Origin of the sequence: Halomonas sp. 3H, assembly GCF_024206005.1 — a bacterium.
Taxonomy (GTDB): Bacteria; Pseudomonadota; Gammaproteobacteria; order Pseudomonadales; family Halomonadaceae; genus Halomonas; species Halomonas campaniensis.
The window spans coordinates 14,361-40,835 of the sequence record NZ_CP100360.1; the positions used below are offsets into that span (position 1 = coordinate 14,361).

The 26,475-nt window shown below is 70.8% G+C and carries 26 protein-coding genes and 1 other RNA gene; 17 read left to right on the forward strand and 10 right to left on the reverse strand.

Annotation, left to right across the window (positions count from 1 at the left end):
* Window positions 1–46: 46 nt before the first annotated feature.
* Together NFC98_RS00055 and NFC98_RS00060 are read right to left on the reverse strand one after the other, a co-directional pair.
* A complete protein-coding gene (locus NFC98_RS00055; RefSeq protein ID WP_254276246.1) occupies window positions 47–838 on the reverse strand; it encodes a glycosyltransferase family 2 protein in 792 nt (263 codons plus the stop codon).
* A complete protein-coding gene (locus tag NFC98_RS00060; protein WP_254276247.1) occupies window positions 835–1,929 on the reverse strand; it encodes a glycosyltransferase family 9 protein in 1,095 nt (364 codons plus the stop codon). The genes NFC98_RS00055 and NFC98_RS00060 overlap by 4 nt, the downstream gene beginning before the upstream one ends.
* 38 nt (window positions 1,930–1,967) lie before the next feature.
* Between NFC98_RS00060 and NFC98_RS00065 the strand changes: the two genes are divergently transcribed.
* Window positions 1,968–3,095 carry a glycosyltransferase family 4 protein gene (locus NFC98_RS00065; RefSeq protein ID WP_254276248.1) on the forward strand — a complete coding sequence of 376 codons (1,128 nt, stop codon included), beginning with the start codon at window positions 1,968–1,970 and terminating at the stop codon, window positions 3,093–3,095.
* Here the strand turns inward: NFC98_RS00065 and NFC98_RS00070 are convergent.
* Complete coding sequence (locus tag NFC98_RS00070) at window positions 3,092–3,802, reverse strand: 3-deoxy-D-manno-octulosonic acid kinase (protein ID WP_254276249.1); 711 nt, start codon at window positions 3,800–3,802, stop codon at window positions 3,092–3,094. The genes NFC98_RS00065 and NFC98_RS00070 overlap by 4 nt on opposite strands.
* On the opposite strand from NFC98_RS00070, the gene NFC98_RS00075 reads away from it, so the two are divergent.
* The 3 genes from NFC98_RS00075 to waaA are packed head-to-tail and all read left to right on the forward strand — an operon-like array spanning window position 3,801 to window position 7,598.
* Window positions 3,801–4,901: a glycosyltransferase family 9 protein gene (locus tag NFC98_RS00075; protein ID WP_254276250.1), complete on the forward strand. Its 1,101-nt coding sequence runs from the start codon at window positions 3,801–3,803 to the stop codon at window positions 4,899–4,901. The two genes, NFC98_RS00070 and NFC98_RS00075, sit on opposite strands and share 2 nt — an antisense overlap.
* Window positions 4,891–6,321, forward strand: coding sequence for a bifunctional D-glycero-beta-D-manno-heptose-7-phosphate kinase/D-glycero-beta-D-manno-heptose 1-phosphate adenylyltransferase HldE (gene hldE / locus NFC98_RS00080; RefSeq protein WP_254276251.1), 1,431 nt, complete (start codon window positions 4,891–4,893; stop codon window positions 6,319–6,321). Before NFC98_RS00075 ends, hldE begins: the two co-directional genes overlap by 11 nt.
* A complete protein-coding gene (waaA, locus tag NFC98_RS00085; RefSeq protein WP_254276252.1) occupies window positions 6,321–7,598 on the forward strand; it encodes a lipid IV(A) 3-deoxy-D-manno-octulosonic acid transferase in 1,278 nt (425 codons plus the stop codon). Before hldE ends, waaA begins: the two co-directional genes overlap by 1 nt.
* A gap of 35 nt (window positions 7,599–7,633) precedes the next feature.
* On the opposite strand, the gene rpiA is transcribed toward waaA, so the two are convergent.
* Complete coding sequence (rpiA, locus tag NFC98_RS00090) at window positions 7,634–8,308, reverse strand: ribose-5-phosphate isomerase RpiA (protein WP_254276253.1); 675 nt, start codon at window positions 8,306–8,308, stop codon at window positions 7,634–7,636.
* Window positions 8,309–8,737: 429 nt separating this feature from the next.
* Here rpiA and ilvA point away from each other — a divergent pair, with 429 nt between their 5' ends.
* Window positions 8,738–10,252, forward strand: a complete 1,515-nt coding sequence (ilvA, locus tag NFC98_RS00095; RefSeq protein WP_254276254.1) for a threonine ammonia-lyase, biosynthetic — start codon at window positions 8,738–8,740, stop codon at window positions 10,250–10,252.
* Window positions 10,253–10,621: 369 nt separating this feature from the next.
* Here the strand turns inward: ilvA and NFC98_RS00100 are convergent, their stop codons facing one another.
* The 3 genes from NFC98_RS00100 to NFC98_RS00110 form a co-directional block, all read right to left on the reverse strand.
* Window positions 10,622–11,266, reverse strand: a complete 645-nt coding sequence (locus NFC98_RS00100; protein ID WP_254276255.1) for a 5-formyltetrahydrofolate cyclo-ligase — start codon at window positions 11,264–11,266, stop codon at window positions 10,622–10,624.
* A 20-nt stretch (window positions 11,267–11,286) separates the two neighbouring features.
* Window positions 11,287–11,471, reverse strand: a non-coding RNA gene (gene ssrS, locus NFC98_RS00105) — 6S RNA.
* Window positions 11,472–11,522: 51 nt separating this feature from the next.
* Window positions 11,523–11,822 (reverse strand): cell division protein ZapA, encoded by a 300-nt coding sequence (locus NFC98_RS00110; protein WP_183329872.1) that lies wholly within the window; start codon window positions 11,820–11,822, stop codon window positions 11,523–11,525.
* 190 nt (window positions 11,823–12,012) lie between these two features.
* Here NFC98_RS00110 and NFC98_RS00115 point away from each other — a divergent pair, with 190 nt between their 5' ends.
* The 4 genes from NFC98_RS00115 to NFC98_RS00130 all read left to right on the forward strand — a co-directional run bounded on the left by NFC98_RS00115 (window position 12,013) and on the right by NFC98_RS00130 (window position 16,634).
* A complete protein-coding gene (locus NFC98_RS00115; protein ID WP_254276256.1) occupies window positions 12,013–12,591 on the forward strand; it encodes a UPF0149 family protein in 579 nt (192 codons plus the stop codon).
* A 47-nt stretch (window positions 12,592–12,638) separates the two neighbouring features.
* Window positions 12,639–13,976, forward strand: a complete 1,338-nt coding sequence (gene pepP, locus NFC98_RS00120) for a Xaa-Pro aminopeptidase (RefSeq protein ID WP_254276257.1) — start codon at window positions 12,639–12,641, stop codon at window positions 13,974–13,976.
* Window positions 13,977–14,044: 68 nt separating this feature from the next.
* Window positions 14,045–15,274: a 2-octaprenyl-6-methoxyphenyl hydroxylase gene (gene ubiH / locus NFC98_RS00125; protein WP_254276258.1), complete on the forward strand. Its 1,230-nt coding sequence runs from the start codon at window positions 14,045–14,047 to the stop codon at window positions 15,272–15,274.
* Window positions 15,275–15,347: 73 nt separating this feature from the next.
* Window positions 15,348–16,634 carry a UbiH/UbiF/VisC/COQ6 family ubiquinone biosynthesis hydroxylase gene (locus NFC98_RS00130; RefSeq protein WP_254276259.1) on the forward strand — a complete coding sequence of 429 codons (1,287 nt, stop codon included), beginning with the start codon at window positions 15,348–15,350 and terminating at the stop codon, window positions 16,632–16,634.
* On the opposite strand, the gene NFC98_RS00135 is transcribed toward NFC98_RS00130, so the two are convergent.
* The 3 genes from NFC98_RS00135 to gpmI all read right to left on the reverse strand — a co-directional run bounded on the left by NFC98_RS00135 (window position 16,606) and on the right by gpmI (window position 20,726).
* Complete coding sequence (locus NFC98_RS00135; RefSeq protein ID WP_254276260.1) at window positions 16,606–17,910, reverse strand: S41 family peptidase; 1,305 nt, start codon at window positions 17,908–17,910, stop codon at window positions 16,606–16,608. The two genes, NFC98_RS00130 and NFC98_RS00135, sit on opposite strands and share 29 nt — an antisense overlap.
* A 70-nt stretch (window positions 17,911–17,980) precedes the next feature.
* Window positions 17,981–19,096 carry a murein hydrolase activator EnvC gene (locus NFC98_RS00140; RefSeq protein WP_254277751.1) on the reverse strand — a complete coding sequence of 372 codons (1,116 nt, stop codon included), beginning with the start codon at window positions 19,094–19,096 and terminating at the stop codon, window positions 17,981–17,983.
* Between the two features lie 58 nt (window positions 19,097–19,154).
* Window positions 19,155–20,726 (reverse strand): 2,3-bisphosphoglycerate-independent phosphoglycerate mutase, encoded by a 1,572-nt coding sequence (gene gpmI / locus NFC98_RS00145; RefSeq protein WP_254276261.1) that lies wholly within the window; start codon window positions 20,724–20,726, stop codon window positions 19,155–19,157.
* Window positions 20,727–20,957: 231 nt separating this feature from the next.
* On the opposite strand from gpmI, the gene NFC98_RS00150 reads away from it, so the two are divergent.
* The 8 genes from NFC98_RS00150 to ruvX are packed head-to-tail and all read left to right on the forward strand — an operon-like array spanning window position 20,958 to window position 26,468.
* A complete protein-coding gene (locus NFC98_RS00150) occupies window positions 20,958–21,380 on the forward strand; it encodes a rhodanese-like domain-containing protein (RefSeq protein WP_183329864.1) in 423 nt (140 codons plus the stop codon).
* A 31-nt stretch (window positions 21,381–21,411) separates the two neighbouring features.
* Entirely contained in the window at window positions 21,412–21,936 is a 525-nt protein-coding gene (secB, locus tag NFC98_RS00155) for a protein-export chaperone SecB (protein WP_183329863.1), read from the forward strand.
* Between the two features lie 10 nt (window positions 21,937–21,946).
* Window positions 21,947–22,690: a 16S rRNA (uracil(1498)-N(3))-methyltransferase gene (locus NFC98_RS00160; protein WP_254276262.1), complete on the forward strand. Its 744-nt coding sequence runs from the start codon at window positions 21,947–21,949 to the stop codon at window positions 22,688–22,690.
* 43 nt (window positions 22,691–22,733) lie between these two features.
* Entirely contained in the window at window positions 22,734–23,438 is a 705-nt protein-coding gene (locus NFC98_RS00165; protein ID WP_254276263.1) for a S1 RNA-binding domain-containing protein, read from the forward strand.
* Between the two features lie 46 nt (window positions 23,439–23,484).
* Window positions 23,485–24,453, forward strand: coding sequence for a glutathione synthase (gene gshB, locus NFC98_RS00170; RefSeq protein WP_254276264.1), 969 nt, complete (start codon window positions 23,485–23,487; stop codon window positions 24,451–24,453).
* A gap of 23 nt (window positions 24,454–24,476) precedes the next feature.
* A complete protein-coding gene (locus tag NFC98_RS00175; protein WP_254276265.1) occupies window positions 24,477–25,400 on the forward strand; it encodes a TonB family protein in 924 nt (307 codons plus the stop codon).
* Between the two features lie 17 nt (window positions 25,401–25,417).
* Window positions 25,418–25,990, forward strand: a complete 573-nt coding sequence (locus NFC98_RS00180) for a YqgE/AlgH family protein (protein ID WP_183329858.1) — start codon at window positions 25,418–25,420, stop codon at window positions 25,988–25,990.
* Window positions 25,991–26,024: 34 nt separating this feature from the next.
* Complete coding sequence (ruvX, locus tag NFC98_RS00185; RefSeq protein ID WP_254276266.1) at window positions 26,025–26,468, forward strand: Holliday junction resolvase RuvX; 444 nt, start codon at window positions 26,025–26,027, stop codon at window positions 26,466–26,468.
* The last annotated feature ends 7 nt before the right edge of the window (window positions 26,469–26,475 follow it).

A 26,475-nucleotide genomic window follows, 5' to 3' on the forward strand; every position in this document is an offset into this window, starting at 1 on the left:
GGTTTACCCCAGCTTAACAAGGACGGCAGGCGGAAAGGAGGGGAGCTTACTCCTTCTGATGCGGGGACGCCGGAGCCTCATCTTCAGCATGCCTTTCAGCCTCATGGAGCTCGTTGAGCTTCGCGTACTTCATGTAGGCATGAAATGCCGTGGTCATGGCGACGGTGAATCCATCGGTGCCCTGGAATACGCCTCCCTTGAGGACCAGCTTGCGGAAGGTGGCACTCAAGGCATGCAGCGCCGGTCTTGCGAAAGAGGGAGAAACGCCGCGCTCTTTCATGGCCCAGGCGTCGCGGGTAGATAGCTGGTCGATTCGCTGGATCCAGTGAGAGAGACTCTCGTAGGTGAAGTGCCGGATATGGGCGTCAGTGCGCTTGACCTTCGGGGCCTGCACCGAGGCGTGTCCCTTCTTGGGCAGATAACCCGACATTGTCCGGTTGTAGAGCCTTACCACGTCATCGGGGTAGAAACCCGCGGCCTTGATCCAATGGTGGCCACAGAAATTGCGCCGCCTGAAGCTGTAAGCCACTGATGGATCATCCAGCGAAAGAGTGCGAATAGCCTCTATGGCATCCTCGTCCAGCCGTTCGTCAGCATCCAGGGCGAGGATCCAGTCGTTATTGGCACGGGGGACTCCAAACGCCTTCTGTGGTCCGTCACCCAAGTATTCCTGCAGCAGCACAGTGGCCCCTTTGCTCTCCGCGATGCTTACCGTGCCATCCTGGCTGAGGGAGTCGACGACAATGACTTCGTCGCACACTTCCCACAGGGAGTCGATGCAGTCACCGATACGCTTCTCTTCATTCAGGGTAATAACGATGCCGGTAATCGGGGTCATGTTGATGCCTCGCGGCGGAGTTTGGATGTGAGAAGAGCGGCTATCTGCGCCGCAGCGGCGTCAATGTCGATGCTCCCCATGTCCTGCTCCCCGGCCTGCTCCGGCGGGCTGAAGGCCAGCCGGTGCTTCTCGGCGTTGCAGGTCTGCCAGCGTAGCGGCGTCGCCGAACGACGGGCCGGATAGAAGCCTGCGGTGGGCAGGTCGAGGCAGCCGGCGATATGCAGGGGGCCGGTGGAGCCGGCGATGAACAGGTCGGCCGCCGAGAGGCTTCGGGCGAAGGCGTCGAGGCCGCTTCGCGACGGCAGCCGCTCGGCCGTGTGGCCCGCCGAGACGATACTCTCGCGGATCGCCTCGGCCACCCCTTCCTCCCCCGGCCCGGCGGTGAGCAGCCATACCGGCGCCGACGCCCCGTCGAGATGCGACTCGATGCGGCAGGCCAGCTCGGCGTACTGCGCAGGGGAGAGGTTGACGGCAGAGCCGCCGCTGCCTCCGTGCAGGAAGCACCAGGGGCGGTGGCTGTCGATCCCGAGTTCCTCGGCAATCCGCCGGCGCTCGGCCTTTCGCTCGGCGTCGGGAAGTGGCCAGAAGGGGGGCGTCGGTGGCGATGGCAGGGCGAGGCCCAGTTCGTCCAGCAACGCTTCGGCCAGCGCCAGGTTGTAGCGATACTCCGGCTTTTCCGAACGCGACCTGCGCTGGACGAGGCGTCGGTTGTAGAATAGCTGCGCCCACTTGGTGGCCGGGGCGAACCGCAGGGGAATCCTGGCCCGCCAGCCCAGCCAGCCGATGCGCGGGGTGGAGAACAGCGTGAGGAGGGCATCGAAGCGCTCTCCCTTTACCTCGGCGAGCAGCCGCCGGCGCTCGCGGCGGTCGGCATCCTCGCCCGGGTCGATCAGCACCCGGTCGACCCAGGGGCAGAGTCGCGCCATGGGCGCCGTGTAGGCGGGCACCAGCACGCTGACATGGGGCTGCGGTTCGGCCGCCTTGAGGCAGGCCAGCGCCGGCCAGGCCAGCATGAAGTCGCCGAGCTTGTCGTTGCGCACCACCAGCAGGCGCGGAGGCGTCCTGCGGGCGGCGGCGGAAGTTGAAGTCATCCGGGCTCCCGAGCCCCGCTACCGGAAAGGAGACCCCCTTGTCGCGCAAGGTCCTGCATATCTGCCTCTCGAACGGCTGGGGCGGACTGGAAATGTATCCGTCACGAATTATACCCGAGCTGGCTCGCCAGGGGTGGCAGGCCCATGGGCTGGCGCTGGCCGGCTCCCGGGTCGCGGAGAGCTTCCGCGAGGCTGGCGTCACGCCGCTCACCGTGCCGTCGAAGGGGCGGGCGCTGCTGGCCGCCCGCCGCCTGCTCGGCTACCTGAAGGCGCACGATATCGGCGTGATCCACTGCCACAAGTCCAGCGACCTGCGCCTGGGGGCGCTGCTGGCAACGCTGCGGCCGTCGCTCAGGCTCTTCTTCACCGACCACATGGGCGTCACCCGGCCCAAGAAGGACCCCTATCACCGCTGGGCCTATGGGCGCGTGACCCGGCTCCTCTCCATCAGCGAGACGACCCGACAGCGCAACCTGGCGGCCTTCCCGCTGCCGGCCGAGCGGATTCGCCGGCTCTACCTGGGTATCGACCCCGAACCCTACGCGCCGCGCCTCGATGATCGGGAGCGTGCCGCGCTGCGCCGCGAGCTGGGGGTGCCCGAGGACGCCGTGGCCATCGGTCTGCCGGGTCGGCTGACGCCGGGCAAGGGGCAGGGGGTCTGGATCGAGGCCCTGGCCCGCCTGGACGAGACGGCGCCGGCCTGGCACGGGGTGCTGATCGGCGGCCTGAGGGCCGAGGAGGGCAGCGACGAGGCCTACGTGGCACGGCTGAGGACCCGCCTGGCCGAGCTGGGACTCGCGTCCCGGGTCACCCTGGCCGGTTTTCGCCGTGACCTGCCGCGACTCTTCGAGGCGCTGGACATCGTCTGCGTGCCCTCGCGCAACGAGGCCTTCGGATTGACGGTGATCGAGGCCATGGCCGCCGGCAAGGCGGTCATCGGCAGCGACAGCGGGGCGATTCCCGAGCTGCTCGATGCCGGAACCGGGCGCCTGGCGGCCCCCGAGGACGCCGATGCCTGGTCCGCGGCGATGGCCGAACTGGCGGGCGATGCGGCGGTGCGCGCGCGGCTCGGCAAGGCGGCGCGCCAGCGAGTGCTGGCAGACTTCACCCTGGCGGCGCATGTGGCGGGCTTGATCGAGGAGTACTCCGCTACCCGCTTGGGCTAGCTGTTCCCATAGCCCCGCCGGATCGGCGCCATGGCCTCCGGGGCGCCGAACTTTGCCAGCGACCGTGCCAGCCGCTCGAGGTTGCGGGCCTTCCAGGCACCGTCACGGCGCAGCCGGCAGCGGTCCAGGTCGATCAGCCAGACCTTTTTATCCCGATCGATCAGCAAGTTGCGGGCGTTGAGGTCGACATGGTCGAGGCCGGCATCGTGGAAGCGGCGGATGGTGGCGCCGACGCGCTTCAGCAGGTCGTCATCGGTTTCATCGCCTTCCAGCAGGCTAGCCAGGGCGCGGGCCTCGGCAATCCTGCATGTGACGAGGGCGGCCTCGTAGATCGGGCCATGGCGGGTCACGCCGGCAGCGACGGGGCGAGGCACCGGCAGGCCGCGGTCATGCAGGTCGGCGGTCAGGCGAAGTTCCCGGAAGGCGCGGGTGCGCTCGAGGCCGGTCCACAGGTAGCGGCTCGCATTGAGCCGGGCCACCAGGCCACCGCGGCGGTAGGGGCGCAGCACCCATTCGCCACCGGCGCCGGCGTCGAGGAACAGGCTGGCGCCCCGGCCGGGGGCCTCGCCGATGACGCGGCCGGCGTGACGCCAGTGGTCGGGGTCGACCAGGTGCGGGCCGATTTGTGGCGCCTCCCCGGCGTCACATAAACTGTCCGCATCATATAGAATGGATGTCTTTCCCGTCCGAAATGTTGCCAAGCGCATGAAGCATCCTCTGCCCGCCCAACCCCGGCACATCGGCGTGCTGCGACTCTCCGCCCTGGGCGATGTGTGCAACCTGGTGCCGACGGTTCGTGCCCTGCAGCGCCAGTGGCCCGAGGCGCGCATCACCTGGATCATCGGCAAGGGCGAGCACAGTCTACTGGCCGGCCTCTCCGGGGTCGAGTTCGTGGTCTACGACAAGGGCTCGGGGCTTTCCGGCATGCGCGCGCTGTGGCGCGAGCTGGCCGATACGCGCTTCGACGTGCTGCTGCACATGCAGCAGGCGCTGCGGGCCAGCGTGCTGTCGCTGGGGCTCAAGGCCGATGTGCGGGTCGGCTACGACAAGGCGCGGGCCAAGGATGCCCAGCACTGGTTCACCCACCGCCAGCTGGCCCCCCATCCACGGGCCCACGTGCTGGAGTCCTTCCTGGACTTCGCCCGGCTGCTCGGCGTGGAGGACCTGACGCCCCGGTGGGACCTGTCGATCCCGCCCTCGGCCCATGACGAGGCCGCCTCCCTCACCGGCGAATCGCCCTACCTGCTGACGAGCCCCTGTGCCAATCCGCGCCTGCGCAACTTCCGCAACTGGTCCGCCGAGGGCTATGCGGCGGTGATCGAGCACGCCTGGACCCAGCACGGCTTCCGGACGGTGCTGACCGGCGGCGGCAGCACCCAGGAACGCGAGATGGGCGAGCGCATCCAGGCGCTCTGCCAGCCCGAGGCGGTGATCGACGCCATCGGCGGAACCTCGCTGAAGGGGCTGCTGGCGCTGATCGCCCGGGCCCGGGCGGTGATCGGCCCCGATTCGGGGCCGGTGCACATGGCCAATGCCCTGGGCGCCCCGGTGGTCGGCCTCTATGCCACCACCAATCCCGATCGCGCCGGCCCCTACTGCTGGCGAGACTTCGTGGTCGACCGCTACCCGGATGCCGTGCGGAGCTACCTGCACAAGGATCTCGAGGAGGTCCCGTGGGGACAGCGGGTTCGCCACCCCGATGCCATGTCGCTGATCCATGCCGAGGATGTGATCGAGCGGCTCGAGGCCGTGCTGCGGCACGTCCAGGCCCACAAGGAGAGGGAGTTCCCCGCCGATGAAACTTGACCTGACCGCCCTGGAACACTCGCGCCTGCTGGTGGTGGGCGACGTGATGCTCGACCGCTACTGGCACGGTGGCACCTCGCGGATCTCCCCCGAGGCGCCGGTGCCGGTGGTGCGGGTCGAGGAGTCCGAGGATCGCCCCGGCGGTGCGGCCAACGTGGCGCTGAACATCGCCTCGCTGGGCGGCCATGCCGCCCTGGCCGGCCTGGTCGGTGCCGACGACAATGCCGACCGCCTGGTGGCCCGACTGGAGAGCGCCGGAGTGAGCACTCACTTCGATCGCAGCCCAGGAATTCCCACCATCACCAAGCTCCGGGTGATGAGCCGCAACCAGCAGCTGATTCGCCTGGACTTCGAGGAGGGGCTTGGCGAGGTCGACACCTCGGGCCTGCTGGCCCGGGTCGAGGCGGCCCTGCCGGCCTGTGACCTGGTGATCCTCTCCGACTACGGCAAGGGCACCCTGAATCGGGTCGAGGCGCTGATCCGCCTGGTGCGGGCCAGCGGCAAGCGGGTGCTGGTGGACCCCAAGGGGAGCGACTTCACCCGCTACCGCGGGGCCAGCGTGATCACCCCCAACCTGACCGAGTTCGAGGCGGTGGTGGGCCACTGCCGCGACGATGCCGAGCTGGCCGCGCGCGGCGAGGCGCTGCGCGCCGAGCTGGAGCTCGAGGCGCTGCTGATCACCCGCAGCGAGAAGGGCATGACCCTGATCCGCGAGGGACACGAGCCGCTGCACCTGCCGACCCGGGCCCGGGAGGTCTATGACGTCACCGGCGCCGGCGATACCGTGATCGGCGTGCTGGGCCTGGCCCTGGCGGCCGGCCATGGCTTCCCTGAGGCGATGACCCTGGCCAACCTGGCCGCCGGCCTGGTGGTGGCCAAGCCGGGCACCGCCACTCTCTCCATCGCCGAGCTCTACACCGCCCTGCAGGGCGACAAGCTGGCCGAGTTCGGGGTGATCGAGGAGCCGGCGCTGATCGAGGCGGTGCGCGCCGCCCAGGCCCGGGGCGAGCGGGTGGTGATGACCAACGGCTGCTTCGATATTCTCCATGCCGGCCATGTCGCCTACCTGGAGCAGGCCCGCAAGCTGGGCGACCGCCTGATCGTGGCGGTCAACGACGACGCCTCCATTGTGCGCCTCAAGGGGCCCAAGCGGCCTATCAACCCCCTGGCCCGGCGCATGCAGGTGCTGGCTGGCCTGGGGGCGGTGGACTGGGTGGTGCCCTTCGCCGAGGACACCCCCCAGCGGCTGATCGAGGCGGTGCTGCCCGACGTGCTGGTCAAGGGGGGCGACTATCGCCCCGAGCAGATCGCCGGCGGTGAGGCGGTGCGCGAGGCCGGCGGCGAGGTCCGGGTGCTGGGCTTCGAGGACGGCGTCTCCACCACGGCGATGATCTCCACCATCCTCGATCGCGAGACCTGATGGGCTGGGCCCGGGACCTCTATTCGGCGGCATTGCACCTGGTCGCGCCGCTCGCATGGCGGCGCCTGCGCCGTGAGCATGCACTCACCAACCCCCGTGAGTTGCGCCTGGGACAGGTTCCCGAGACGCCAGCCGGCGAGCGCATGCTGTGGCTCCACTGCGCCTCGGTGGGGGAGGTGCAGGCGGCCCGCCCGCTGATCGAGGCGCTGCTCGACCGCTATCCCCGGCACCGCCTCACCCTCACCACCATGACCGCCACCGGCGCCGAGCGCGCCCTGGCCCTGGCGGAGGCCCGCCGCGACGGGCGGCTGGTCCACCGCTTCGTGCCCCTGGACTTCCCCGCCGCGGCGGCGCGCTTCGTCGAGCGCCTGCGCCCCGAACTGGCGCTGTTCTTCGAGACCGAGCTGTGGCCCAACCTGCTTCACGCCTGTCACTGTTGCGGCGTGCCGGTGGCGGTGGTCAACGGGCGCCTCTCACCGCGGGCCTTCCGCGGCTATCGACGGCTGCGCCCGCTGATGCGCGAGGCCCTGGCCGGCGTCGACTGGCTGGCCGCCAAGTCCACCGCCGACGCCGAGCGATTCGCGGCGCTGGGCATGGCGCCCGAGCGTACCTCGGTGGTGGGCTCGCTCAAGTTCGATATCACCTGCGATGACGAGGCGCGCGAGGTAAGTGAGCGCTTGCGCACTCGGCTGGGCGAGCGCCCGGTGTGGGTGGCCGGCTCCACCCACGAGGGCGAGGAGGCGCTGCTGCTGGCCGCTCATGCCCGGCTCCGGGAGACCCTCCCCGAGGCGCTGCTGGTGCTGGTGCCCCGTCACCCCCAGCGCTTCGAGGCCGTGGCGGCGCTGTGCCGGCAGGCGGGAATGCCAGCGGCGCGCCGTTCCCGCGACGAGTGGCCGGCGGCCACCGCGGCGGTCTACCTGGGCGATACCATGGGGGAGCTGCTGGCGCTGTATGGCGCGGCGGATCTCGCCTTCGTGGGCGGCAGCCTGGTGCCGATCGGCGGTCACAACCTGCTGGAACCGGCGGCGCTGGGGGTGCCGGTGCTCACCGGCCATGAGCTTGCCAACTTCGTGGAGGTGGCGGAGGTGCTGCGGGAGGCCGATGCCCTGGTGGAGGTGGCCGACGAGGCCGCGCTGGCCGCCGCCCTGGCTCGGCTGTTCGCCGACGAGGCGGAGCGGCGCCGGCTGGGGGAGGCGGGCCGCGCCGTGGTGGCGGCCAACCGCGGAGCGCTGGAGCGCACCCTGGAGGGCCTGGCGCGCCTTCTTCCTGCGAAGTGAGCGCTCACTATAGCGGCGCCCACCCCCCTGGGGCGTCAGGCGGGCGTGAGGCGAGTCACGCCGCTCTCGGCGCCCAGCAGCAGCACATCGGCGCCCCGGGCGGCGAACAGGCCGTTGGTGACCACGCCGACGATGGCGTTGATCCTGGCTTCCATGGCCACCGGGTCGTCGATCATGAAGTCGAAGCAGTCGAGGATCTGGTTGCCGTTGTCGGTGACTACCCCTTCGCGGTAGACCGGGTCGGCGCCGAGCCTGACCAGTTCACGGGCCACGTAGGAGCGCGCCATGGGGATCACCTCCACCGGGAGCGGGAACTCACCCAGCCGCTCGACCTTCTTGGAGGCGTCGGCGATGCAGATGAAACGCTCGGCGCAGGCGGCGACGATCTTCTCCCGGGTCAGGGCCGCGCCGCCGCCCTTGATCATGTGCAGGTGAGCGTTCACTTCGTCGGCGCCGTCGATGTAGAAGGGGACGGTGCCCACGCTGTTGAGCTCGAACACCTCGATGCCGTGGCCGCGCAGCCGCTCGGCACTGGCCTCGGAGCTGGCCACGGCGCCCTTGAAGTCGTCACGCAGCCTGGCGAGCCGGTCGATGAACCGGTTGGCGGTGGAGCCGGTGCCGATGCCGAGTACGGTATCGCGCTCGAGCCAGGGCGTGATCTCGTCGATGGCGGCCGCGGCGACGGCGTCCTTCAGTTCGTCCTGGGTCATGGGGCGCGCTCCTTGGGTGGGGTGAATCGGCGGAATGGATGGGGCAGGAAGCCGGGCGCCATTATAGGCCAGCCGGACCCATCTGCCGATGAGGCTCGATCCTGAACGGCTGGAAACTCGAGGCTGATCCGGCGACAGGCCTGCGAGGGGGCGCTGTGAACCCCTCCCTGGGCGCTACCGATGCCCTGCGGCGCTCTCGCATCCTGCGCCGCTTGCAGGGCCGGTGCGGGCCATCCATGGCCCGCCCGTTCGGAGCAGTGCTCCTCACCCCTGGCATAGGACCCCCTCTTCGGCCTGTCCCCTGCGCCTCTCGCTTCGAGGAGCGCAGTGGATGCGCTGGACGCCATGTGGGCCGGGATGCTACCAATAGGGGTTCTCTGCAGTGCAGCAACCGTCTGCCGCCCCGCGTCACGCCTCTGGGATATCAGGATGCTCGAAGCTACCGTCAAGAAGATTCTCCAGGCCCGGGTCTACGAAGCCGCCCGGGAAACGCCGATCTCCCCGGCCCCCTTTCTTTCCCGCCGCTTCCACAACACCATCCTGATCAAGCGCGAGGACCTGCAGCCGGTCTACTCCTTCAAGATTCGCGGGGCCTACAACAAGATGGCCCAGCTCAGCGAGGAGCAGAAGGCCAGGGGCGTGATTGCGGCCTCTGCCGGCAACCATGCCCAGGGCCTGGCGATGGCGGCCAAGCTGATGGGCGTCAAGGCGGTGATCGTGATGCCGCGGATCACGCCGGAGATCAAGGTCCAGGCGGTGCGCGCCCGCGGGGCTAAGGTGGTGCTCAAGGGGGACGCCTTCGCCGCGGCCGCCGAGCATGCCCAGGAGCTGATCGCCGAGCACGGCTACACCTATATCCCGCCCTTCGACGACATCGACGTGATTGCCGGCCAGGGCACCGTGGCCGTGGAGATCCTGCGCCAGCACGCCGGCCCGCTGGATGCCATCTTCGTGCCGGTGGGCGGCGGCGGCCTGATCGCCGGCGTGGCCGCCTACGTCAAGTACCTGCGTCCGGACATCAAGGTGATCGGCGTCGAGTCCGAGGACAGCGCCTGCCTCAAGGCCGCCATGGCGGCCGGCAAGCGGGTCACCCTCGACCAGGTGGGGGTCTTCGCCGAGGGGGTCGCCGTGGCCCAGGTCGGCAAGGTGCCCTTCTCCATCGTCCGCGACCTGATCGACGACGTCATCACCGTCAATACCGACGAGATGTGCGCCGCGGTGAAGGACATCTTCGAGGATACCCGCGCGGTCGCCGAGACCTCCGGGGCCCTGTCGCTGGCGGGCCTCAAGAAGTACATCCAGCAGACCGGCGCCGAGGGGCAGACCCTGCTGTGCATCAACTCCGGCGCCAACACCAACTTCGACCGCCTGCAGCATATCGCCGAGCGCACCGAACTGGGCGAGCAGCGCGAGGCGATCCTGGCGGTGACCATCCCGGAGCAGCCGGGCAGCTTCAAGAAGTTCTGCCGGACCATCGGCAAGCGCATGGTGACCGAGTTCAACTACCGCTATGCGGACCCGGAGAGCGCCCATATCTTCGTCGGCGTCCAGGTCAAGCCCGGCGGCGAAGACCGCCAGGCGGTAATCGACCGGCTGCGCGAGGCGGGCTACCCGGTGGAGGACCTCACCGACAACGAGCTGGCCAAGCTGCACATCCGCCACCTGGGCGGCGGCCGCCCGAAGGAGCAGTTCGACGAGGAGGTCTACCGCTTCGAGTTTCCCGAACGCCCCGGGGCGCTGATGAACTTCCTCACCCACCTGCCCCACGACTGGAACATCTCGCTGTTCCACTACCGCAACCACGGGGCCGCCTATGGCCGCGTGCTGGTGGGCATGCAGATCCCCAACGGCGACCGCTCCCACGTCGAGGAGCACTTCGACGAGATCGGCTATCGCTACTGGAAGGAGAGCGACAACGCCGCCTATCGCCTGTTCATGGCATGAGCGAGCCTCCAGCCATGGCGAGGTGAGCACTGACTCGCGCCGCAGCCCCGGCCAACCGTGTGTTTAGATATGTAACACCGTTGAAACGGCAGTTGTCATACCCGGGGGACTGGCCCTATAGTCGTTGCGACGCCGCTCCCCCTTCGGGCGCGGGTGGCATGTGGTAACCCTTCCCTCCTGGAGTCGACGATGAAGCGCAAGCCCGATCTGGTCATGGCACTGGTGCTGGTATTCGGCATTGGCGTCGTGGCGACCGGTTATGCCCAGGCGCTGGTGGGCAACTGAGCCTGAATCCGGCCGGCAGCGCCATGACCAGAGCACGCCCCGCGGGGGCCGATGCCACCGGCATCGGCCCCCGCGTCGTTGGGGTCACCGCCTGGCTCGGGGGCGAACGACCCGGGCATCGCTGGCGATGAGATCCAGCGGCACGTCCCAGGGGGCCACCGGCAGGCGCTCGACACGCTGGCAGTCGTGGGCCAGGCCGATCAGGCGTGGCCGGGGGCCCGGCCGGCGGGTGAAGGCCAGGGTGCGGTCGTAGAAGCCGCCGCCCATGCCCATCCGCTGGCCGGCATCGTCGAACCCCACCAGCGGCAGCAGGATCAGGTCCAGGGCCCAGGCGGGCAGGCGCCTGGCGCGATGGGCGCCATGGCGGGCCTGGGGCTCGGGGATGCCGAAGCGGTTGGTCACCATGGGAGTGCCGGCGTGGTAGTGCACGAACCACAGGTGGTTGCGCGAGAGCGGGCGGAGCACCGGCAGGTAGACACGGGCGCGGCGCTGCTCCAGCCAGTCGATCAGTGGCGTGGGATCGATCTCGCCGTCGTTGGGCAGGTAGAGGGCGACGCGCCGGGCGCGCTGGACTTCCGGCAGGCGCCTCAGGCGGCGACACAGTCGCCGGCTGGCCAGCCGGCGCTGCTCGCGCGTCAGGCGGCGGCGTCGATGGCGGAGTTCACGGCGCAGGGCCTGGCGTGACCCATCGAAGGCGTCGAGGGAGAGGGGTGCGGCAGGTGTCGTCATGAGGTGGGTCATGGCAGACGAGGTTCCCCAGAGTGCCGCTGTCGTTCTGGCCCTTGAACCCAGTGGTTCAAGGTGGGTGGCCGCAGCCGAACCGTCAGGCTTTCCGACGCGCGGACATGCACACGGGTCCGGCTAGCATGTGGCCCCCTGGGTACTGCGCATAGGCTCGAGGGACGATAACGACTGGCAAACACCCCAGGGAACGACTTCATCGTACCAGAGCCGGAATGGGCCGGCCAACGGAATCCGGCGGCGATCAGCGGCGCGGCGTATCGGCGAGGGCCTGCTCGAGGCGCGCGCTGAGCGCATCCAGGCTCTGTTCGCCGGCGCGCTGGGTATCCAGGGTCTCGAGCAGCTCGTGGGCGATGTTGAGGGCCGCCATGATGGCGATCCGCTCGGTGCCCAGCAGGTTGTTCTGGGCATGGATGCCGCTCATGGCGCGGTCCAGGTAGCGGGCGGCCCGCTCCAGTTTCTCCTGTTCGTCGGGCGGGCAGGCAATGACGTAGCTGCGTCCCAGCAGGGTGATGTCGGTGGTCGGCCGCGTGGCATCGGTCATTGGGGGGCTCCGGCTCGGCCCGGCGGGCGGGGCAATGGCCGCGCGTCCCGGGGGTCCGATGCGTTAACATCCATGGGGAGAATCGATTCGCACCCCACTATAAGAGAGCCCTTCTCGGGCGGTCAACGCGGGCTCGGCCCGGCGCATCCCCCGCGGCTCTCCCCATGCACGACGCCAGTACGGATTCCCCATGTCACTGATCAACGAACGCCAGGACTTCTCGACCATCGCCGACCTCTTCCTGTTGCATGGCAGCATGCAGTCGCCGGCCTTCCTCGACGGCCGGCTCTGCGCGGGGCTGGCCCTGAATGACCTGCCCCCCGACGCCTGGCTGGAGCAGGTCTGCCTGACCCTCGGGGTCGAGCAGCCGCGCGATGAGCCGAGCGCCGAGCGCTTCCTGGCCTGGCGGCGCCAGACCCTGGAGGCCCTCTCCGCGGCGGAGCTCGGCTACGAGCCGCTGCTGCCCGACGAGCTCTTCTCCCTGGCCGAGCGCGCCCAGGCGCTCAAGGAGTGGACGCTGGGCTTCCTGGAGGTCGTGGAGGACGCCGGTGACGCCCCGCGCCAGGGCTGGTCGTCGGCGCTGCGCGAGGCACTGGAGGACCTCGCGGGGCTCGCCGGGATGGAAACCGACCTGGAGGAGAGCCCCGAGAACGAGGGTGACCTCTTCGCCCTGACCGAGCATGTGCGCATGGCCGCCATGCTGCTCTACACCGAGCAGCACCCCGGCAAGCCCCAGGTCGAGAGCGCCGAGGCCCCGACCCGCCACTGAGGGCGCCCACTGCCCCTATACTGATCCCGATACCGACAGGAGCCGCGATGCTGCCCGAGATCCTGCCCCGCCCCGCCCCGATCACCCTCGACGAGTTCCGTGCCCGGCGCCGCTCGCTGATGGCGTCCCTGCCCGCCGACAGCGCGGTGCTGCTGCCGGGGGCTTCCCTGGTGACCCGTTCCCGCGACAGCGAGTACCCCTTCCGGCAGGACAGCGACTTCCACTACCTGACCGGCTTTCCCGAGCCGGACGCCCTGCTGCTGCTGCTGCCGGGCCGCGAGGAGGGCGAGAGCGTACTCTTCTGCCAGGACCGCAACCCGCTGATGGAGGCCTGGACGGGCATCCGCCTGGGGGCCGACGGCGCGGTGCGCGAACATGGCGGGGACCAGGCCTTCGAGAATGCCGAGCGGGACGAGCGCCTCGCGGCGCTGCTCGACGGTCGCCGGACCCTCTACCTGCCGCTGGCCGACGGCGAGGCCATGGCCCTGGCCGACGAGGTGCGCAGCGAGCTGGCGGCGCGGGTGCGTCACGGGGCGCGCCCTCCCGAGGCGCTGGCCGACGTGTCACCGCTGCTCCACGAGGCCCGGCTGATCAAGAGCGAGGCGGAGCTGGCGCTGCTGCGCCACGCCGCCGAGATCTCCGCCCGGGCCCACCGGCGGGCCATGCACACGGCGCGTCCGGGCCTCACCGAGTACCAGCTGCAGGCGGAGCTGGAGCACGAGTTCCGCTGGCAGGGCGGTAGCGGCCCGGCCTACGCGAGCATCGTCGGCAGCGGCGCCAATGCCTGTGTGCTGCACTACATCGAGAACCGCGACGCGCTGGGCGACGGCGAACTGGTGCTGATCGACGCCGGCGCCGAGTTCGACCTCTACGCCGGCGACATCACCCGCACCTTCCCCGTCTCCGGCCGCTTCGGCGATGCCCAGCGGGCGCTCTATGAGGTCGTGCTGGCGGTTCAGGAGCGTGCCGTGGCCGCCGTGCGCCCCGGCGTCACCCTGGCCGCGATCCACGAGGGCGTGGTGCGTGGCCTCACCGAGGGGCTGATCGGGGTGGGCCTGCTCGAGGGAGAGGTGCAGGCGCGGATCGACGACGAGAGCTACCGGCGCTTCTACCTCCACTCCACCTCCCACTGGCTGGGGCTCGACGTGCACGACGTGGGCGGCTACCGCCGCGACGGCGAGCCGCGACCCCTGGCGCCGGGCATGGTGCTGACCGTGGAGCCAGGCCTCTACGTGCCCGTCGAGGACGATATTCCCGAGGCCTTCCGCGGCATCGGGATCCGCATCGAGGACGACGTGGCGGTCACGGCCGACGGCCACGAGGTGCTGACCGCCGGGGTGCCCAAGCGGGTGGATGAGATCGAGGCCCTGATGCGCAAGGCGTGATCACCCCGGAAGGTCTTGAGCATGACATTATGTAATGTACGTTACGATATCGGGAGGCGCGGTACGCCATGACCAGAGCCCAGGCGGCCCATGAGACAGAAGAGCGGCGGGTGGATATCGCCATCATCGGCGGCGGCCTGGTGGGGGCCAGTTTGGGCTGTGCCCTGGTGCCGTTGATCGAGCGATCGGGCCTCTCGGTGGCGGTGATCGAGGCCGCTCCGCTGCTCGACCAGGTGGCGGCGCCCTGGCAGCCCAGCTTCGATGCCCGGGCCAGCGCCATCGCCCGCGGCTCCGCCCTGCACTTCGCGGCGATAGGGCTGTGGCCGGCCATGGCCGAGCAGGCTGCCGCGATCCGCCAGATCCATGTCAGCGAGCAGGGGCGCTTCGGCGCGACCCGGCTGCGCAGCGATGATCTGGGCGTCGAGGCACTGGGCCACGTGATTCCCAATGCCTGGATGGGCCGGGTGCTGCACCGTCGGCTGGCCGAGGTGCCGCTGGCGTGGCACTGCCCGGCCCGGGTCGAGTCGATCCGGCCGAGCGATGCGGGATATCGGCTGCGGCTCTCCGACGGCGGCCGTCTCCATGCCGGGCTGACGGTGCTGGCCGATGGCGGCCGCTCCGGCCTCAAGGAGCAGCTGGGCATCGAGAGCGATGCCCAGCCCTACGACCAGGTCGCGCTGATCGCCAGCGTCGAGATGAGCGAGCCGCACCGCGGCATGGCCTGGGAGCGCTTCACGCCCGAGGGCCCGATCGCGCTGCTGCCGCTGCGGGGCCAGGCCATGGAGCTGGTCTGGACCCATGCCGCCGGGCAGGAGGCCCGGCGGCTGGCGCTCTCCGAGGGAGACTTCCTGGCCGAGCTGCAGCGCGCCTTCGGCGACCGCGCCGGCCGCTTCCGTCGCGTGGGGACCCGCCATGCCTATCCTCTGTCGCTGGTCACCGCGCGGGAGACGGTGCGCCCTGGGCTCGCCGTGCTGGGCAATGCGGCCCATGCCCTGCATCCGGTGGCCGGCCAGGGCTTCAACCTGGCCCTGCGTGGCGTCATGGATCTGGTGGCGGCCATCGAGGCGGGGCAGGCCGAGGGCGATGCGCCCGGCAGCGTCGAGGTGATGGAGGCCTTCGAGGCGCGGCGGGGGGGAGATCGCGACAGCGTGATCCGCTTCAGTGACGGCCTGATCCGGCTGTTCGGCATCGACAGCGCGCTGCTCTCCCATGCCCGGGCCGCGGGGCTGGTCGGCCTGAACCTGGCCGGCCCCCTGCGGCGCGGGCTGGCCCGCCGGGCCATGGGGCTGGAGCGCTGATGCCCGAGGTGATTCAGGACAACCGCGGCAGCCGGGCGTGGAGCGCCATGGCCGCCAGCAGCGAGGAGAGGCAATGAAGCACAGTGACAGCCAGGCATTCGAGGCGGTGATCGTCGGCGGGGGCATGGTCGGAGCGGCCCTGGCCTGCCTGCTCGGCGAGGCGGGCAGGCGGGTCGCCCTCGTCGATGCCCGTCCGGCACCCCTGGAGGCCGAGTCCGTGGGGAGGGGGAATCCCGCCCTGCGTGTCAGCGCCCTGACCCCGGTGTCGCAGCGGCTGCTGGAGCGGCTGGGCGCCTGGGAGTGGATGGCGGCGCGGCGCGTCAGCCCCTACTGCGGCATGCAGGTGTGGGACGGCCAGGGCAGCGGGTCGGTGAGCTTCTCGGCCGACCAGGCCGGAGTGCCGCTGCTGGGCCATATCGTCGAGAACGACGTGACCCTGGCGGCCCTCGAGGCCCGGCTGGCCGACCTGGCGACGGTGCGCGTCTTCCTGGGCGCTCGGGTGGCCGGGCTCGAGGCGCGACGCGGCGGTCAAGGCGAGGGCCGCGAGGTGATCCTCGAGGACGGGCGGCACCTGGCGGCGCCGCTGGTGGTGGCCGCCGATGGCGCCCGTTCGCCGCTGCGCGAGATGGCGGGCATCGCGGTGAGCGCCCGGGAGACGGGCCATATGGCGGTGGTCACCACGGTGAGGACCGCCCGGCCCCACGGCGAGGTGGCGCGACAGGCCTTCCTCCCCACCGGACCGCTGGCCTTCCTGCCGCTGCGGGTAGGCGGCGAGCGGCAGCACTGCTCCATCGTCTGGTCGACCTCGCCCGCGGAAGCCGAGCGCCTGGTGGCCCTGGCGCCGGAGGCGCTGGGCCGCGAGCTCGCCGCCGCCATCGACGGGCGCCTGGGCGAGGTGACCGTGGTGGACCAGGCCCTGGCGGTGCCGCTGACCCAGCGCCACGCCGAACGCTATGTGCTGCCCGGTTTCGCTCTGGTGGGAGATGCCGCCCACAGCATCCACCCCCTGGCGGGCCAGGGGGTGAACCTGGGGCTGATGGACGCGGCGGTACTGGCCGAGGAGCTGCTGCTGGCCATGGGGCGCGGGGTGTCGCCCGGCGATGAACGCATCCTGGCACGCTATGCCCGCCGCCGCCGGGGCGACAACGCCGGCATGCTGGCGCTGATGGATGGCTTCCGGCTGCTGTTCGGGGCTCGCCATCCGGCGCTGACCCTGGCGCGCAACCTGGGCATGAACGGCGTCGACCGGCTGGGCCCCCTCAAGCACCTGCTGATGCAGCAGGCGATCGGCCAGCGGGGGCGCCTGCCGGCCAGCTGCCGGCAGGGTGGCGCTAGCGTTCCCGCTGGCTCAGGACATTGAGCGCCTTGAGCAGGTTGAGGGCCTCGCCGAGCTGGTAGTCCTCGCGCAGGCGCTCGCTGAGCTCGCTGCGTTCCCGCGGCGCGTCGCGGGAACGCAGGTGCCCTTCCAGGTCCGCCTCGCGCACCTGGCGGCTGCTCTCGGTGACCTCGACACGCCCGCGCACCACCTCCACGTCCGGGGCGATGCCCTGGGCCTGGATGGAGCGGCCGCCGGGCGTGAAGTAGAGCGCCGTGGTCAGCTTCAGCCCCTCGCCGTTGCCCAGCGGCATGATCTGCTGCACGGAGCCCTTGCCGAAGCTCTCGGTGCCCATCACCACGCCGCGGCGCTGGTCCTGCAGGGCGCCGGCGACGATCTCCGCCGCCGAGGCGCTGCCGCCATTGATCAGCACCACCAGGGGCACGTCGGGCGCGGCGGTCTGGGAAGCGGCGCTGAAGCGCATCTCGGTGTCCGGCAATCGACCTTCCGTGTAGACGATCAGGCCGCCGTCGAGGAAGGCGTCGGCCACCGCCACGGCGGCCTGCAGCACGCCCCCCGGGTTGTTGCGCAGGTCGAGCACCAGCCCGCTGAGCGGCGCCTCGCGCTCCAGGCGGCGAATGTGCTCTCCGACCTGGTCGCCGGTCCGGGTCTGGAACTGGCTGATGCGCAGGTAGCCGTAGCCCGGCTCCAGCAGTTCGCTGCGCACGCTCTCGGTACGGATCACCTCGCGGGTCAGGGTGACCGTGCGGGGCGAACTCTCGCCGCGGCGCAGGATCGTCAGCTCGATCGCCGTCCCCGGCTCGCCGCGCATCAGGTTGACCGCCTCCTGCAGCGAGAGCCGCTCGGTGGGGGCATCGTCGATGCGCAGGATCTGGTCGCGGGCCTGGAGCCCGGCCCGGGAGGCGGGGGTGTCGTCGATGGGGGTGATCACCGTCAGCTGGCCATCCTCCAGGCCGACCTCGATGCCGATGCCGCCGAACTCCCCCTGGGTGGACTCGCGCAGGCTCTGGAACTCCTCCCGGTCGAGATAGGCGGAGTGGGGGTCGAGCTCGCTGAGCATGCCGCGCATGGCATTGCGCAGCAGGGTGCCGTCATCGACCTCCTCCACATAGCCCCGCTTGATGCGCTCGAACACCTCGGCAAAGGTCTGGATCTCCTCCACCGGCAGGTCGTCGGTCGCCGCGGTTGCCGGTGCCGACAGGAGCAGGGCCAGCAGGCCAACGGACAGCAGGGGGGCCAGCAGGCGCCTCGGCGAGAGGGCGCGGCGGGTCCTGCCAGGCAAGGGAAGCGCTGGGGTCATGCGATCTCCGCTGTTCCGGGACGGTGAGCGACCAGCATAGCCCGGCCGGCCCGGGCAGGGAAACACCCGCTCAGCGCGAGGCGATCCAGGACTGGGGGTCGATGGGGTCGCCGCCGCGGCGCACCTCGAAGTAGAGGGCCGGGCGGCCATGGCCGCCGGTCGCCCCCACGCCGCCCAGGGTATCGCCCCGGGCGACCGCCTGGCCCACCGCGACACCGAAGTGCTGCAGGTGGGCGTGAAGGGTCATGACCTGGTCGCCGTGGTCGACGATCAGCAGGTTGCCGAAGCCGCGCATCCAGTCGGCGAAGACCACCCGGCCGGCATGCACGGCCCGCACCGGGGTGCCCTCGGCAGCCTGGATCAGGATGCCGTTGCGGTGCACGCCGTCCCCGGCCCGGAAGCGCGATGCCACGTTGCCCTGCACCGGCCAGGGCAGGTCGCCCCGGGTCTGCTCGATGGCGGTGGAGGGCGGTGGACGCTCGAGGCGGGCGAGCTCCTCCTGCACCTGGCGCAGCACCCGTTCGGCATGGGCGCGGTCCTGCTCGAGCTCGACCAGCCGGGCCTCCTCGGTGGCGTGGCGGGCGTCCAGGTCGGCCACCAGCGCGGCGCGCTCGCGCATCTGGGCGGCCAGGTCGCTGCTGCGGCTCGCCAGCTCTCCGGCCAGCGCCTCGAGGCGCTGGCCGCGGGCCTCGAGTTCGCGCCGGTTGTCGGCCAGGGCGTCGTCCAGCCGGGCGAGGGCGTCGAGGCGCTCATTGCGGGCCCTGGCCAGGCGGTTGAGGTAGTGCTGCAGGCGATCCAGGCGGGCGGGATCGTCCTGGTTGAGCAGCAGCTTGAGCTGGGGGGTGAGGCCCAGGCGGTAGAGGGCGTCGAGCTGGGCATTGAGCGCCGCCACCTGCTCGGCCCGCTCCGCCTCCAGGGCATCGCGCTGTGCTTCCAGGCGGGTGACCTGTTCGTCGAGCTCGCGGCGCTCCGCCTGGAGGGCGTCGAGGCGACGGTGGGTCTCGGCCAGGGCCGTCTCCACCTCGCGCAGCTCCCGGGCGGCATCGTCCCGGGCGTCCCGGGTGGCGCCGAGCCGCTGCGACATGCCCTGGATCTCCTCGCCGAGGGCGTCGAGCCGCTCCCGGGCCTGGCGCTCGCTGGGCTGGGCGGCCAGCGGGGCGGCCAGGCAGAGGGCCAGCAGCAGCATGCCCAGCGTCGCGACTGCCCTTGCCATCCGCTGGCCTCCCTGCCCCGGTGCCATCCGCTCAGTCGAAGTCGATCAGCACGCGGCCGGTCATCTCCTCCGGGATCGGCTGGTCCATCAGGGTCAGCAGGGTCGGGGCGATGTCGCACAGGCTGCCGTCGGCCTTCAGCCGCGCCGGGCGCCGGCCCACATAGATCAGCGGCACGTCGAAGGTGGTGTGGGCGGTCTGGGGGTTGCCGGTCTCGGGGTTGACCATCTGCTCGGCGTTGCCGTGGTCGGCGGTGACCAGGCAGGCGCCACCCGCCTTCTCGATGGCCTCGACCACCCGGCCGACGCAGGCGTCCACCGCCTCGATGGCCTTCACCGCGGCGTCGAACTTGCCGGTGTGACCCACCATGTCGCCGTTGGCGTAGTTGCAGACGATCAGGTCGTAGTCGCCGGACTCGATGGCGGCCACCAGCCGGTCGGTCACCTCGGCCGCGCTCATCTCGGGCTTCTCGTCGTAGGTCCTGACCTCCTGGGGGGAGGGCACCAGCACCCGGGTCTCGCCCCGATACTCGGCCTCACGCCCCCCCGAGAAGAAGAAGGTGACGTGGGCGTACTTCTCGGTCTCGGCGATGCGCAGCTGGGTCAGGCCGCGCTGCTCCATCACCTCGCCCAGGGTGTTGTGCAGGTCAGCCGGGGGGAAGGCCGCCGGGGCGGGAATGTCGGCGGCGTACTGGGTCAGCATCACCAGGCCATCGGCGGCGAGCCGGGGCCACACGCGGCGCTCGAAGCCGTCGAAGGCCTCCTCGACGAAGGCGCGGGTCAGCTCCCGGGCGCGGTCGGCGCGGAAGTTCATGAAGATGGCCGCATCGCCCTCCTCGAGCACCACCGGGGTGCCGCCCGGGCGGACGCTGGTGGCGCTGACGAACTCGTCGGTCTCGTCGCGCTCGTAGGCGGCGCGCAGCCCCTCCTCGGCGCTGACGGCCTCGAACTCGCCGACCCCCTCGGTGAGCAGGCGATAGGCCTTCTCGACCCGATCCCAGCGGTTGTCGCGATCCATGGCGTAGTAGCGGCCGATGATCGAGGCGACGAAGCCATTGTCGGCGCCCACCAGCTCGGCCAGGCGAGCGTTGACGCGCTCCAGCGAGGCCAGGGCGCTCTTGGGCGGCATGTCGCGGCCGTCCAGGAAGCCGTGGACATAGAGGCGCCGGGCGCCGCGGCGGGCGGCCAGCTCGGCCATGGCAAGGAAGTGGTCCTCATGGCTGTGCACGCCGCCCGGCGAGAGCAGCCCCAGCAGGTGCACCGCCTTGCCCGCCGCCACGGCGGCATCGATGGGGGCGGTCAGGGCGGCGATGGTGTCCAGGTCGCCGTCCTCCACCGCCTTGGTGATCCGGGTGAAGTCCTGGTACACCACGCGCCCGGCCCCCAGGTTCATGTGGCCGACCTCGGAGTTGCCCATCTGGCCGTCCGGCAGCCCCACGTGGCGGCCGTCGGTGTGGATCAGGGTGGCGGGGTGCTCCTGCTGGAGGCGATCCATCACCGGGGTGCGGGCCGCCAGCACGGCGTTGTCGGCAGCGTCGGGGTTGTGGCCGTAGCCGTCCAGGATGATCAGCGCCACCGGGCGCGGGGTGGAAGTCGTGTCGGTCATGGGGAGGGCCTCGTTGTCGTGGGCGACCCGCTGTCGACACGGCGCGGTCATCGGGGTCGCGACTTGCATCTGCTTGCGGCATCATATCGCACGGCACTGCCGGGCGTCATGGCCGGGGCCTCCGGGCCCGCGGCCCGTCGACGCATCGTGTATACTGGCTGCCGTTCGATGGCGGCCCCGGCGGCGCCGGCCATCATCCTTCGTGCACCGAGACAAGAGTTACCCGGACCCATGATCGATCAGCTGTTTGAATTCGTGCAGAATCACCCGCTGCTGGTGGGCGCCTTCCTCCTGGTGCTGACTGCCTGGATCGCCTACGAAGTCCGCAACAGCGCCGCCAGCGGCGTGACCTCCAGCGAGGCCACCCAGCTGATCAACCGCGAGGATGCGGTGGTGCTGGATACCCGCGAGGCCGGGGACTTCAAGGCCGGCCACATCGCCGGCGCCCGCAACATTCCCCAGAGCCGCATCGACGAGCGCCTGGGCGAGCTCGACAAGGTCAAGGAGAAGCCGATCATCGTGGTCTGCAAGTCCGGCCAGTCGTCGGGCGTCACCGTGGCCAAGCTGGCCAAGGCCGGCTTCCCCCGTGCGCTCAAGCTCAAGGGCGGCATGATGCAGTGGCAGGCCGACGGCCTGCCGGTCGTCAAGAAGTAACCTCCGTTCACCGATTCAAAGGACCTTTCCCATGGCGGAAGAGAACAACCAGAATGCCGGCAGCGGCAACCAGGCCGCCGGCCAGCAGGACAAGCCCCAGCTGCAGTTCGCCCTGCAGCGCATCTACGTGAAGGACATCTCCTTCGAGGCGCCCAACTCCCCGGCGGTGTTCCAGCAGCCGTTCAAGCCCAAGGTCGGCCTGGACCTCAACACCTCCAGCCAGCAGGTGGGCGAAGGCCTCTACGAGGTGGTGGTCAAGGTGACCGCCCAGGTGACCCACAGCGAGGAGGGCACCACCTCCTTCCTGGCCGAGATCGAGCAGGCCGGCCTGTTCCGCATCGGTGGCCTCGAGGGCGCCCAGCTCGACCACACCCTGGGGGCCTTCTGTCCCAACGTGCTGTTCCCCTATGCCCGCGAGTGCATCGACAACCTGGTCAACCGCGGTGGCTTCCCGCCCCTGATGCTGGCGCCGGTCAACTTCGAGGCGATCTACGCCCAGAAGAAGAAGCGCGAGGCCGAGCAGGCCCAGCAGCAGGGTGCCCAGACCACCCAGTAACGGATTGCCGATGGTCATGAAGGCTCCGCGCATCCACGTCGCCGCCGACTTCCTCGTCGGCGGCGACGTCGTTCTGCCCGAGGGGCCGGCCCGGCACGTGGCCCGGGTGCTGCGCCTGGGCGAGGGCGCCCCGCTGCGCCTGTTCGACGGCATGGGGCTCGAGGCCGATGCCGTGCTGGTGGAGGCGAGCCGCAAGCGGGTGGTGGCACGCATCGCGTCCGTCGAGACGGGCGGCGGCGAGTCGCCGCTGGCCGTGCACCTCGGCCAGGCGATCTCCAAGGGGGACCGCATGGACTACGCCATCCAGAAGGCCGTGGAACTGGGGGTGGCAGCGATCACCCCGCTCGTCACCGAGCACGGCGACGTGCGCCTCAAGGGCGAGCGCGAGGCGAAGAAGCTCGCCCACTGGCAGGCGGTGGCCGCGAGCGCCTGCGAGCAGTGCGGTCGCGCTCGGGTGCCGCCGGTGCATCCCCCCCTGGCGCTGGCCGAGTGGCTGGCCGGGCGCGACGAGGCCCTGCGCCTGGTGCTGCACCCGGCCACCGGTGCCGAGCCGCGGGGGGCGCTGGACCGCGAGGCCGCCCCGGCCGACGCGGCGCTGCTGATCGGCCCCGAAGGGGGGCTCGCCGAAACCGAGGTGGCAGCCGCCCGCGCCGCCGGCTTCGCGCCGCTCTCGCTGGGTCCGCGCATCCTGCGCACCGAGACCGCCCCGGTGGTGGCGCTGAGTCTTCTCCAGTATCGCTTCGGCGATCTGTAAGCGCTCACTCTCGTCCTTATTCCCACTGTTCAGGGAGCCCTCCATGTCCGATTCACGTGACCCGCGCACCCCACGCCCCGCCGCTGGCCGGCGCTACCGTGCCCCGAAGTGTGCGGTGGGCGAGGTGGCCTACCTGGAGGTGGTCACCGTCAACGAGACCGGCGCCTTCCTCGACTGGGGGCATCCCAAGGACCTGCTGCTGCCCTACGGCGAGCAGCGCTTCCGGCCCAGCGTGGGCAAGCGGGTGCTGGTGAGGATCTACGAGGACCAGCAGGGGCGGCCGGTGGCCTCCCAGAAGCTCGATCGCTTCGTCTCCGACGAGGCCCCTGGGCTCGCGGCGGGGGACGAGGTGACCCTGGTGATCGCCGAGCAGACCGACCTGGGGTTCAAGGCGGTGGTCGACCATCGCTGCTGGGGGCTGCTCTATCGCGACGACGTCACCCGGCCGCTGCGCCGCGGCCAGCGCCTGACCGGCTACGTGAAGCGCCGGCGCGAGGATGGCCGCCTGGACCTTTCGCTGCTGCCCCCGGGCGCGGCGCGCCTTGACGTGGTGGGCGAGGCGGTACTCAAGGCGCTGCGCGAGAGCGGCGGCTACCTGCCGCTGGGGGACAAGAGCGAGGCCGCCGAGATCAAGGCGCGGCTGGGGGTGAGCAAGAACGCCTTCAAGCAGGCCATCGGCCGGCTCTACAAGCAGCGCCTGATCACCCTGGAACCCACCGGCATCCGGCTGGCGCCCGGCGGCGAGTAGCCGGCATACTGGCGCCATCCATTCTCTCGACCGGAACCCCGAGCCCATGAGCGAACGCGCCCTGAAGATCGGTGTAGTGATGGACCCCATCGCCGACATCGCCTACAAGAAGGACACCACCCTGGCCATGCTGTGGGCCGCCCGGGACCGTGGCTGGTCGCTTCACTACCTGGAGCAGGGGGATCTCTTCCTGCGCGACGGTCGCGCCTTCGGCCGCCTGCGCGACCTCGAGGTGTACCGCGACCCGGCCCACTGGTACGACCTGGGCGAGCCCGAGGCGCGCCCCCTGGCCGAGCTGGACGTGATCCTGATGCGCAAGGATCCACCGGTGGACGCCCACTTCCTCAACGCCGTGCACCTGCTGGGCTTCGCCGAGCGTGAGGGCGTGCTGGTGGTCAACCCGACCCGGGCGCTGCTCGAGTGCAACGAGAAGCTCTTCGCCCAGCAGTTCCCCGAGTGCTGCACCCCCACCCTGGTCTCCTGCAGCGAGCCGGTGCTGCGTGCCTTCCACGCCGAGCACCGAGACGTGATCTTCAAGCCCCTGGACGGCATGGGCGGCAGCGGGATCTTCCACGTGCAGCCTGAGGGTCGCAACCTCGGCGCCATCATCGAGACCCTCACCGAGCGAGGCCAGCGCCAGATCATGGCCCAGCGCTACATCCCCGAGATCACCGAGGGTGATACCCGCATCCTGCTGGTGGACGGCGAGCCGGTGCCCTATGGCCTGGCCCGGGTGCCCATGGCCGGCGAGACCCGTGGCAACCTGGCCGCCGGCGGCACCGGGGTCAGCCGCGAGCTCACCGAGCGCGACCACTGGCTGATCCGTCAGGTGCAGCCGATGATCCGCGAGAAGGGGCTGATGTTCGTCGGCCTCGACGTGATCGGTGACTACATCACCGAGATCAACGTGACGAGCCCCACCTGCGTGCGCGAGATCGACGACCAGCGCGGCACCGACATCGCCGGGCTGCTGCTGGACGCCATCGAGCGTCGGCTCGCCGGGCAGCGGGCCTAGCACTCGGAGCCGGGAGGCCGCCCATGAGCGCCACCGTCAGCGATCCCATCCAGTATGCGCCGGTCACCCGGCCGTATCGCCGCTGGCTGGCCTGGTCGGCGGCGCTGCTGCTGCATCTGGCGGTGATCGGCGTGGTGGCGAGCTGGCAGTTCGCCGCCCCGCCCGCCGAGCGCACGAGCCTCGACGTGGTGCTGGTGACTCGCCCGGCGCCGGCGCCCGTGGAGGCTGATGCCATCGCCGAGGCGGATCAGCAGGCCGCCGGCGAACAGCGCGACGAGGCGCCGGCGGAGTCGCTGGCCGCCCCCATGGAGGCGCTGCCGGCGGTGCAGGAGAGCGCCAGCGATGTCGACCCGGCCACCCCGGCGGAGCCGGAGCAGGCCGCCCGGGTCGAGCCCGAGGCGCTGCCCGACGAGGCCGCCCCGCCGGCCGCGGAGGCCCCGCGCGACACCGAGATGCCACCCGAGCCCCGCGAGAGTGCCCCCCAGGCGGCGGATGCCGCGGCGCCGCCCAGCGCCGCGGCGCCTTCCGCCTCGGGGCGTGACCTGCTGGCCCAGGCCACCCAGAGCATCCGCGAGCAGGGGCTGGCGCCCCAGGCGCCCGGCCCTGCCGCCGACAGCCCGCAGCTGGCCGCCCAGCGGGCCGCCGAGGCCCGCTACATCGACGACTGGACGCGACGCGTCGAGGACTACGGCAACCGGGTCCACCCCGCGCCGCGCCACCTGCAGGGCCAGCTGCGCATCCGCGTGGTGATTGGCCGGGACGGCGAGCTTCGCCAGGCGGAGGTGGTACAATCCTCGGGACACGCCGAACTCGACCAGGCCGCGCTGGATACCGTCCATGGCGCCGCGCCCTATCGCCCCTTCGACCGGGGGATGGGTGACCTGGACAGCCTCTCCATCACCCGCGTCTGGCGGTTCGGCCAAGGCAATCACTACGGCGTGCGTTAGGACCGCCGGGGAGTCACATGCAATCAGTGGAAAACTTCGGCCTGAGAGACCACTTCCTGCTGGCCATGCCGCACCTGGAAGATCCCAACTTCGCGGGCAGCCTGAGCTACCTCTGCGACCATGACGAGAAGGGCACCATGGGCGTCATCGTCAACCGGCCGCTGGAGCTGACCCTTGAGGCGCTCTTCGAGCAGCTCGAGCTGGGCGGTGAGGAGAGCCCGCACCGCAACGCGCCGGTCTACTACGGCGGCCCGGTGCACAAGGATCGCGGCTTCATCCTGCATCGCGGCACCAGCGCCGCCTGGGACTCCAGCATCCAGGTGGCCGAGGACATCGCTCTGACCACCTCCATGGACATCCTTCAGGCGCTGGCGGCGGGCGAGGGTCCCGAGCAGTTCCTGATCTGCCTGGGCTGCGCCGGCTGGGAGTCAGGCCAGCTCGAACAGGAGCTGCTGGACAACGCCTGGCTCACCGTGGAGGGGCGTCCCGATATCCTCTTCGACGTGCCACCGGAGCAGCGCCTCAGCGCCGCTGCCGGCATCCTCGGCGTGGATCTCAACCTGATGACCCGCGAGGCGGGGCACTCCTGATGCCGAGGCGTGGGGTGATGGCAGGGCGACGCTGATGGCGCGGGAAGGCGAGCGGCTGGTGCTGGGGTTCGACTTCGGCACCCGGCGCATCGGCGTGGCAGTGGGCAACGAGCTGCTGGCCAGCGCTCGGGAGCTCGACCCGCTGCCGGCCCGAGACGGCATTCCGGACTGGGATCAGGTGGCGCGGCTGGTGGAGTCTTGGCAGCCCGACCTCTTCGTGGTGGGGCTGCCGCTGACCGCGGCGGGCGAGGAGCAGCCGATGAGCACCCGCGCCCGCAAGTTCGGCAAGCGGCTGTTTGGCCGCTTTGGCGTGCCCTGCGAGATGGTCGACGAGCGCGGCTCCACCGGCGAGGCCAAGGTGATCGCCCGCCAGCGTGGCCACCGCGGCAGCTGGCGGGAGGAGGGCGTCGACGGCATCAGCGCCGTGCTGATCGTCGAGCGCTGGTTCGCCGCCCGGGAGGGGCTGCCCGGACGCTGAACGACGG

Excerpts from the sequence above, each read along its gene's own strand:
- rpiA (WP_254276253.1), bottom strand. The coding sequence starts at position 8,308 with ATGACCCAGGACGAACTGAAGGACGCCGTCGCCGCGGCCGCCATCGAC.
- pepP (WP_254276257.1), top strand. The coding sequence starts at position 12,639 with ATGCTGCCCGAGATCCTGCCCCGCCCCGCCCCGATCACCCTCGACGAG.
- NFC98_RS00070 (WP_254276249.1), bottom strand. The coding sequence starts at position 3,802 with ATGCGCTTGGCAACATTTCGGACGGGAAAGACATCCATTCTATATGAT.
- NFC98_RS00180 (WP_183329858.1), top strand. The coding sequence starts at position 25,418 with ATGCAATCAGTGGAAAACTTCGGCCTGAGAGACCACTTCCTGCTGGCC.
- gpmI (WP_254276261.1), bottom strand. The coding sequence starts at position 20,726 with ATGACCGACACGACTTCCACCCCGCGCCCGGTGGCGCTGATCATCCTG.
- NFC98_RS00115 (WP_254276256.1), top strand. The coding sequence starts at position 12,013 with ATGTCACTGATCAACGAACGCCAGGACTTCTCGACCATCGCCGACCTC.
- ilvA (WP_254276254.1), top strand. The coding sequence starts at position 8,738 with ATGCTCGAAGCTACCGTCAAGAAGATTCTCCAGGCCCGGGTCTACGAA.
- NFC98_RS00110 (WP_183329872.1), bottom strand. The coding sequence starts at position 11,822 with ATGACCGATGCCACGCGGCCGACCACCGACATCACCCTGCTGGGACGC.
- NFC98_RS00100 (WP_254276255.1), bottom strand. The coding sequence starts at position 11,266 with ATGACGACACCTGCCGCACCCCTCTCCCTCGACGCCTTCGATGGGTCA.
- hldE (WP_254276251.1), top strand. The coding sequence starts at position 4,891 with ATGAAACTTGACCTGACCGCCCTGGAACACTCGCGCCTGCTGGTGGTG.
- NFC98_RS00175 (WP_254276265.1), top strand. The coding sequence starts at position 24,477 with ATGAGCGCCACCGTCAGCGATCCCATCCAGTATGCGCCGGTCACCCGG.
- NFC98_RS00075 (WP_254276250.1), top strand. The coding sequence starts at position 3,801 with ATGAAGCATCCTCTGCCCGCCCAACCCCGGCACATCGGCGTGCTGCGA.
- NFC98_RS00165 (WP_254276263.1), top strand. The coding sequence starts at position 22,734 with ATGTCCGATTCACGTGACCCGCGCACCCCACGCCCCGCCGCTGGCCGG.
- NFC98_RS00060 (WP_254276247.1), bottom strand. The coding sequence starts at position 1,929 with ATGACTTCAACTTCCGCCGCCGCCCGCAGGACGCCTCCGCGCCTGCTG.
- NFC98_RS00150 (WP_183329864.1), top strand. The coding sequence starts at position 20,958 with ATGATCGATCAGCTGTTTGAATTCGTGCAGAATCACCCGCTGCTGGTG.
- gshB (WP_254276264.1), top strand. The coding sequence starts at position 23,485 with ATGAGCGAACGCGCCCTGAAGATCGGTGTAGTGATGGACCCCATCGCC.
- NFC98_RS00055 (WP_254276246.1), bottom strand. The coding sequence starts at position 838 with ATGACCCCGATTACCGGCATCGTTATTACCCTGAATGAAGAGAAGCGT.
- ruvX (WP_254276266.1), top strand. The coding sequence starts at position 26,025 with ATGGCGCGGGAAGGCGAGCGGCTGGTGCTGGGGTTCGACTTCGGCACC.
- waaA (WP_254276252.1), top strand. The coding sequence starts at position 6,321 with ATGGGCTGGGCCCGGGACCTCTATTCGGCGGCATTGCACCTGGTCGCG.
- NFC98_RS00160 (WP_254276262.1), top strand. The coding sequence starts at position 21,947 with ATGGTCATGAAGGCTCCGCGCATCCACGTCGCCGCCGACTTCCTCGTC.
- NFC98_RS00135 (WP_254276260.1), bottom strand. The coding sequence starts at position 17,910 with ATGACCCCAGCGCTTCCCTTGCCTGGCAGGACCCGCCGCGCCCTCTCG.
- NFC98_RS00130 (WP_254276259.1), top strand. The coding sequence starts at position 15,348 with ATGAAGCACAGTGACAGCCAGGCATTCGAGGCGGTGATCGTCGGCGGG.
- secB (WP_183329863.1), top strand. The coding sequence starts at position 21,412 with ATGGCGGAAGAGAACAACCAGAATGCCGGCAGCGGCAACCAGGCCGCC.
- ubiH (WP_254276258.1), top strand. The coding sequence starts at position 14,045 with ATGACCAGAGCCCAGGCGGCCCATGAGACAGAAGAGCGGCGGGTGGAT.
- NFC98_RS00140 (WP_254277751.1), bottom strand. The coding sequence starts at position 19,096 with ATGCTGCTGCTGGCCCTCTGCCTGGCCGCCCCGCTGGCCGCCCAGCCC.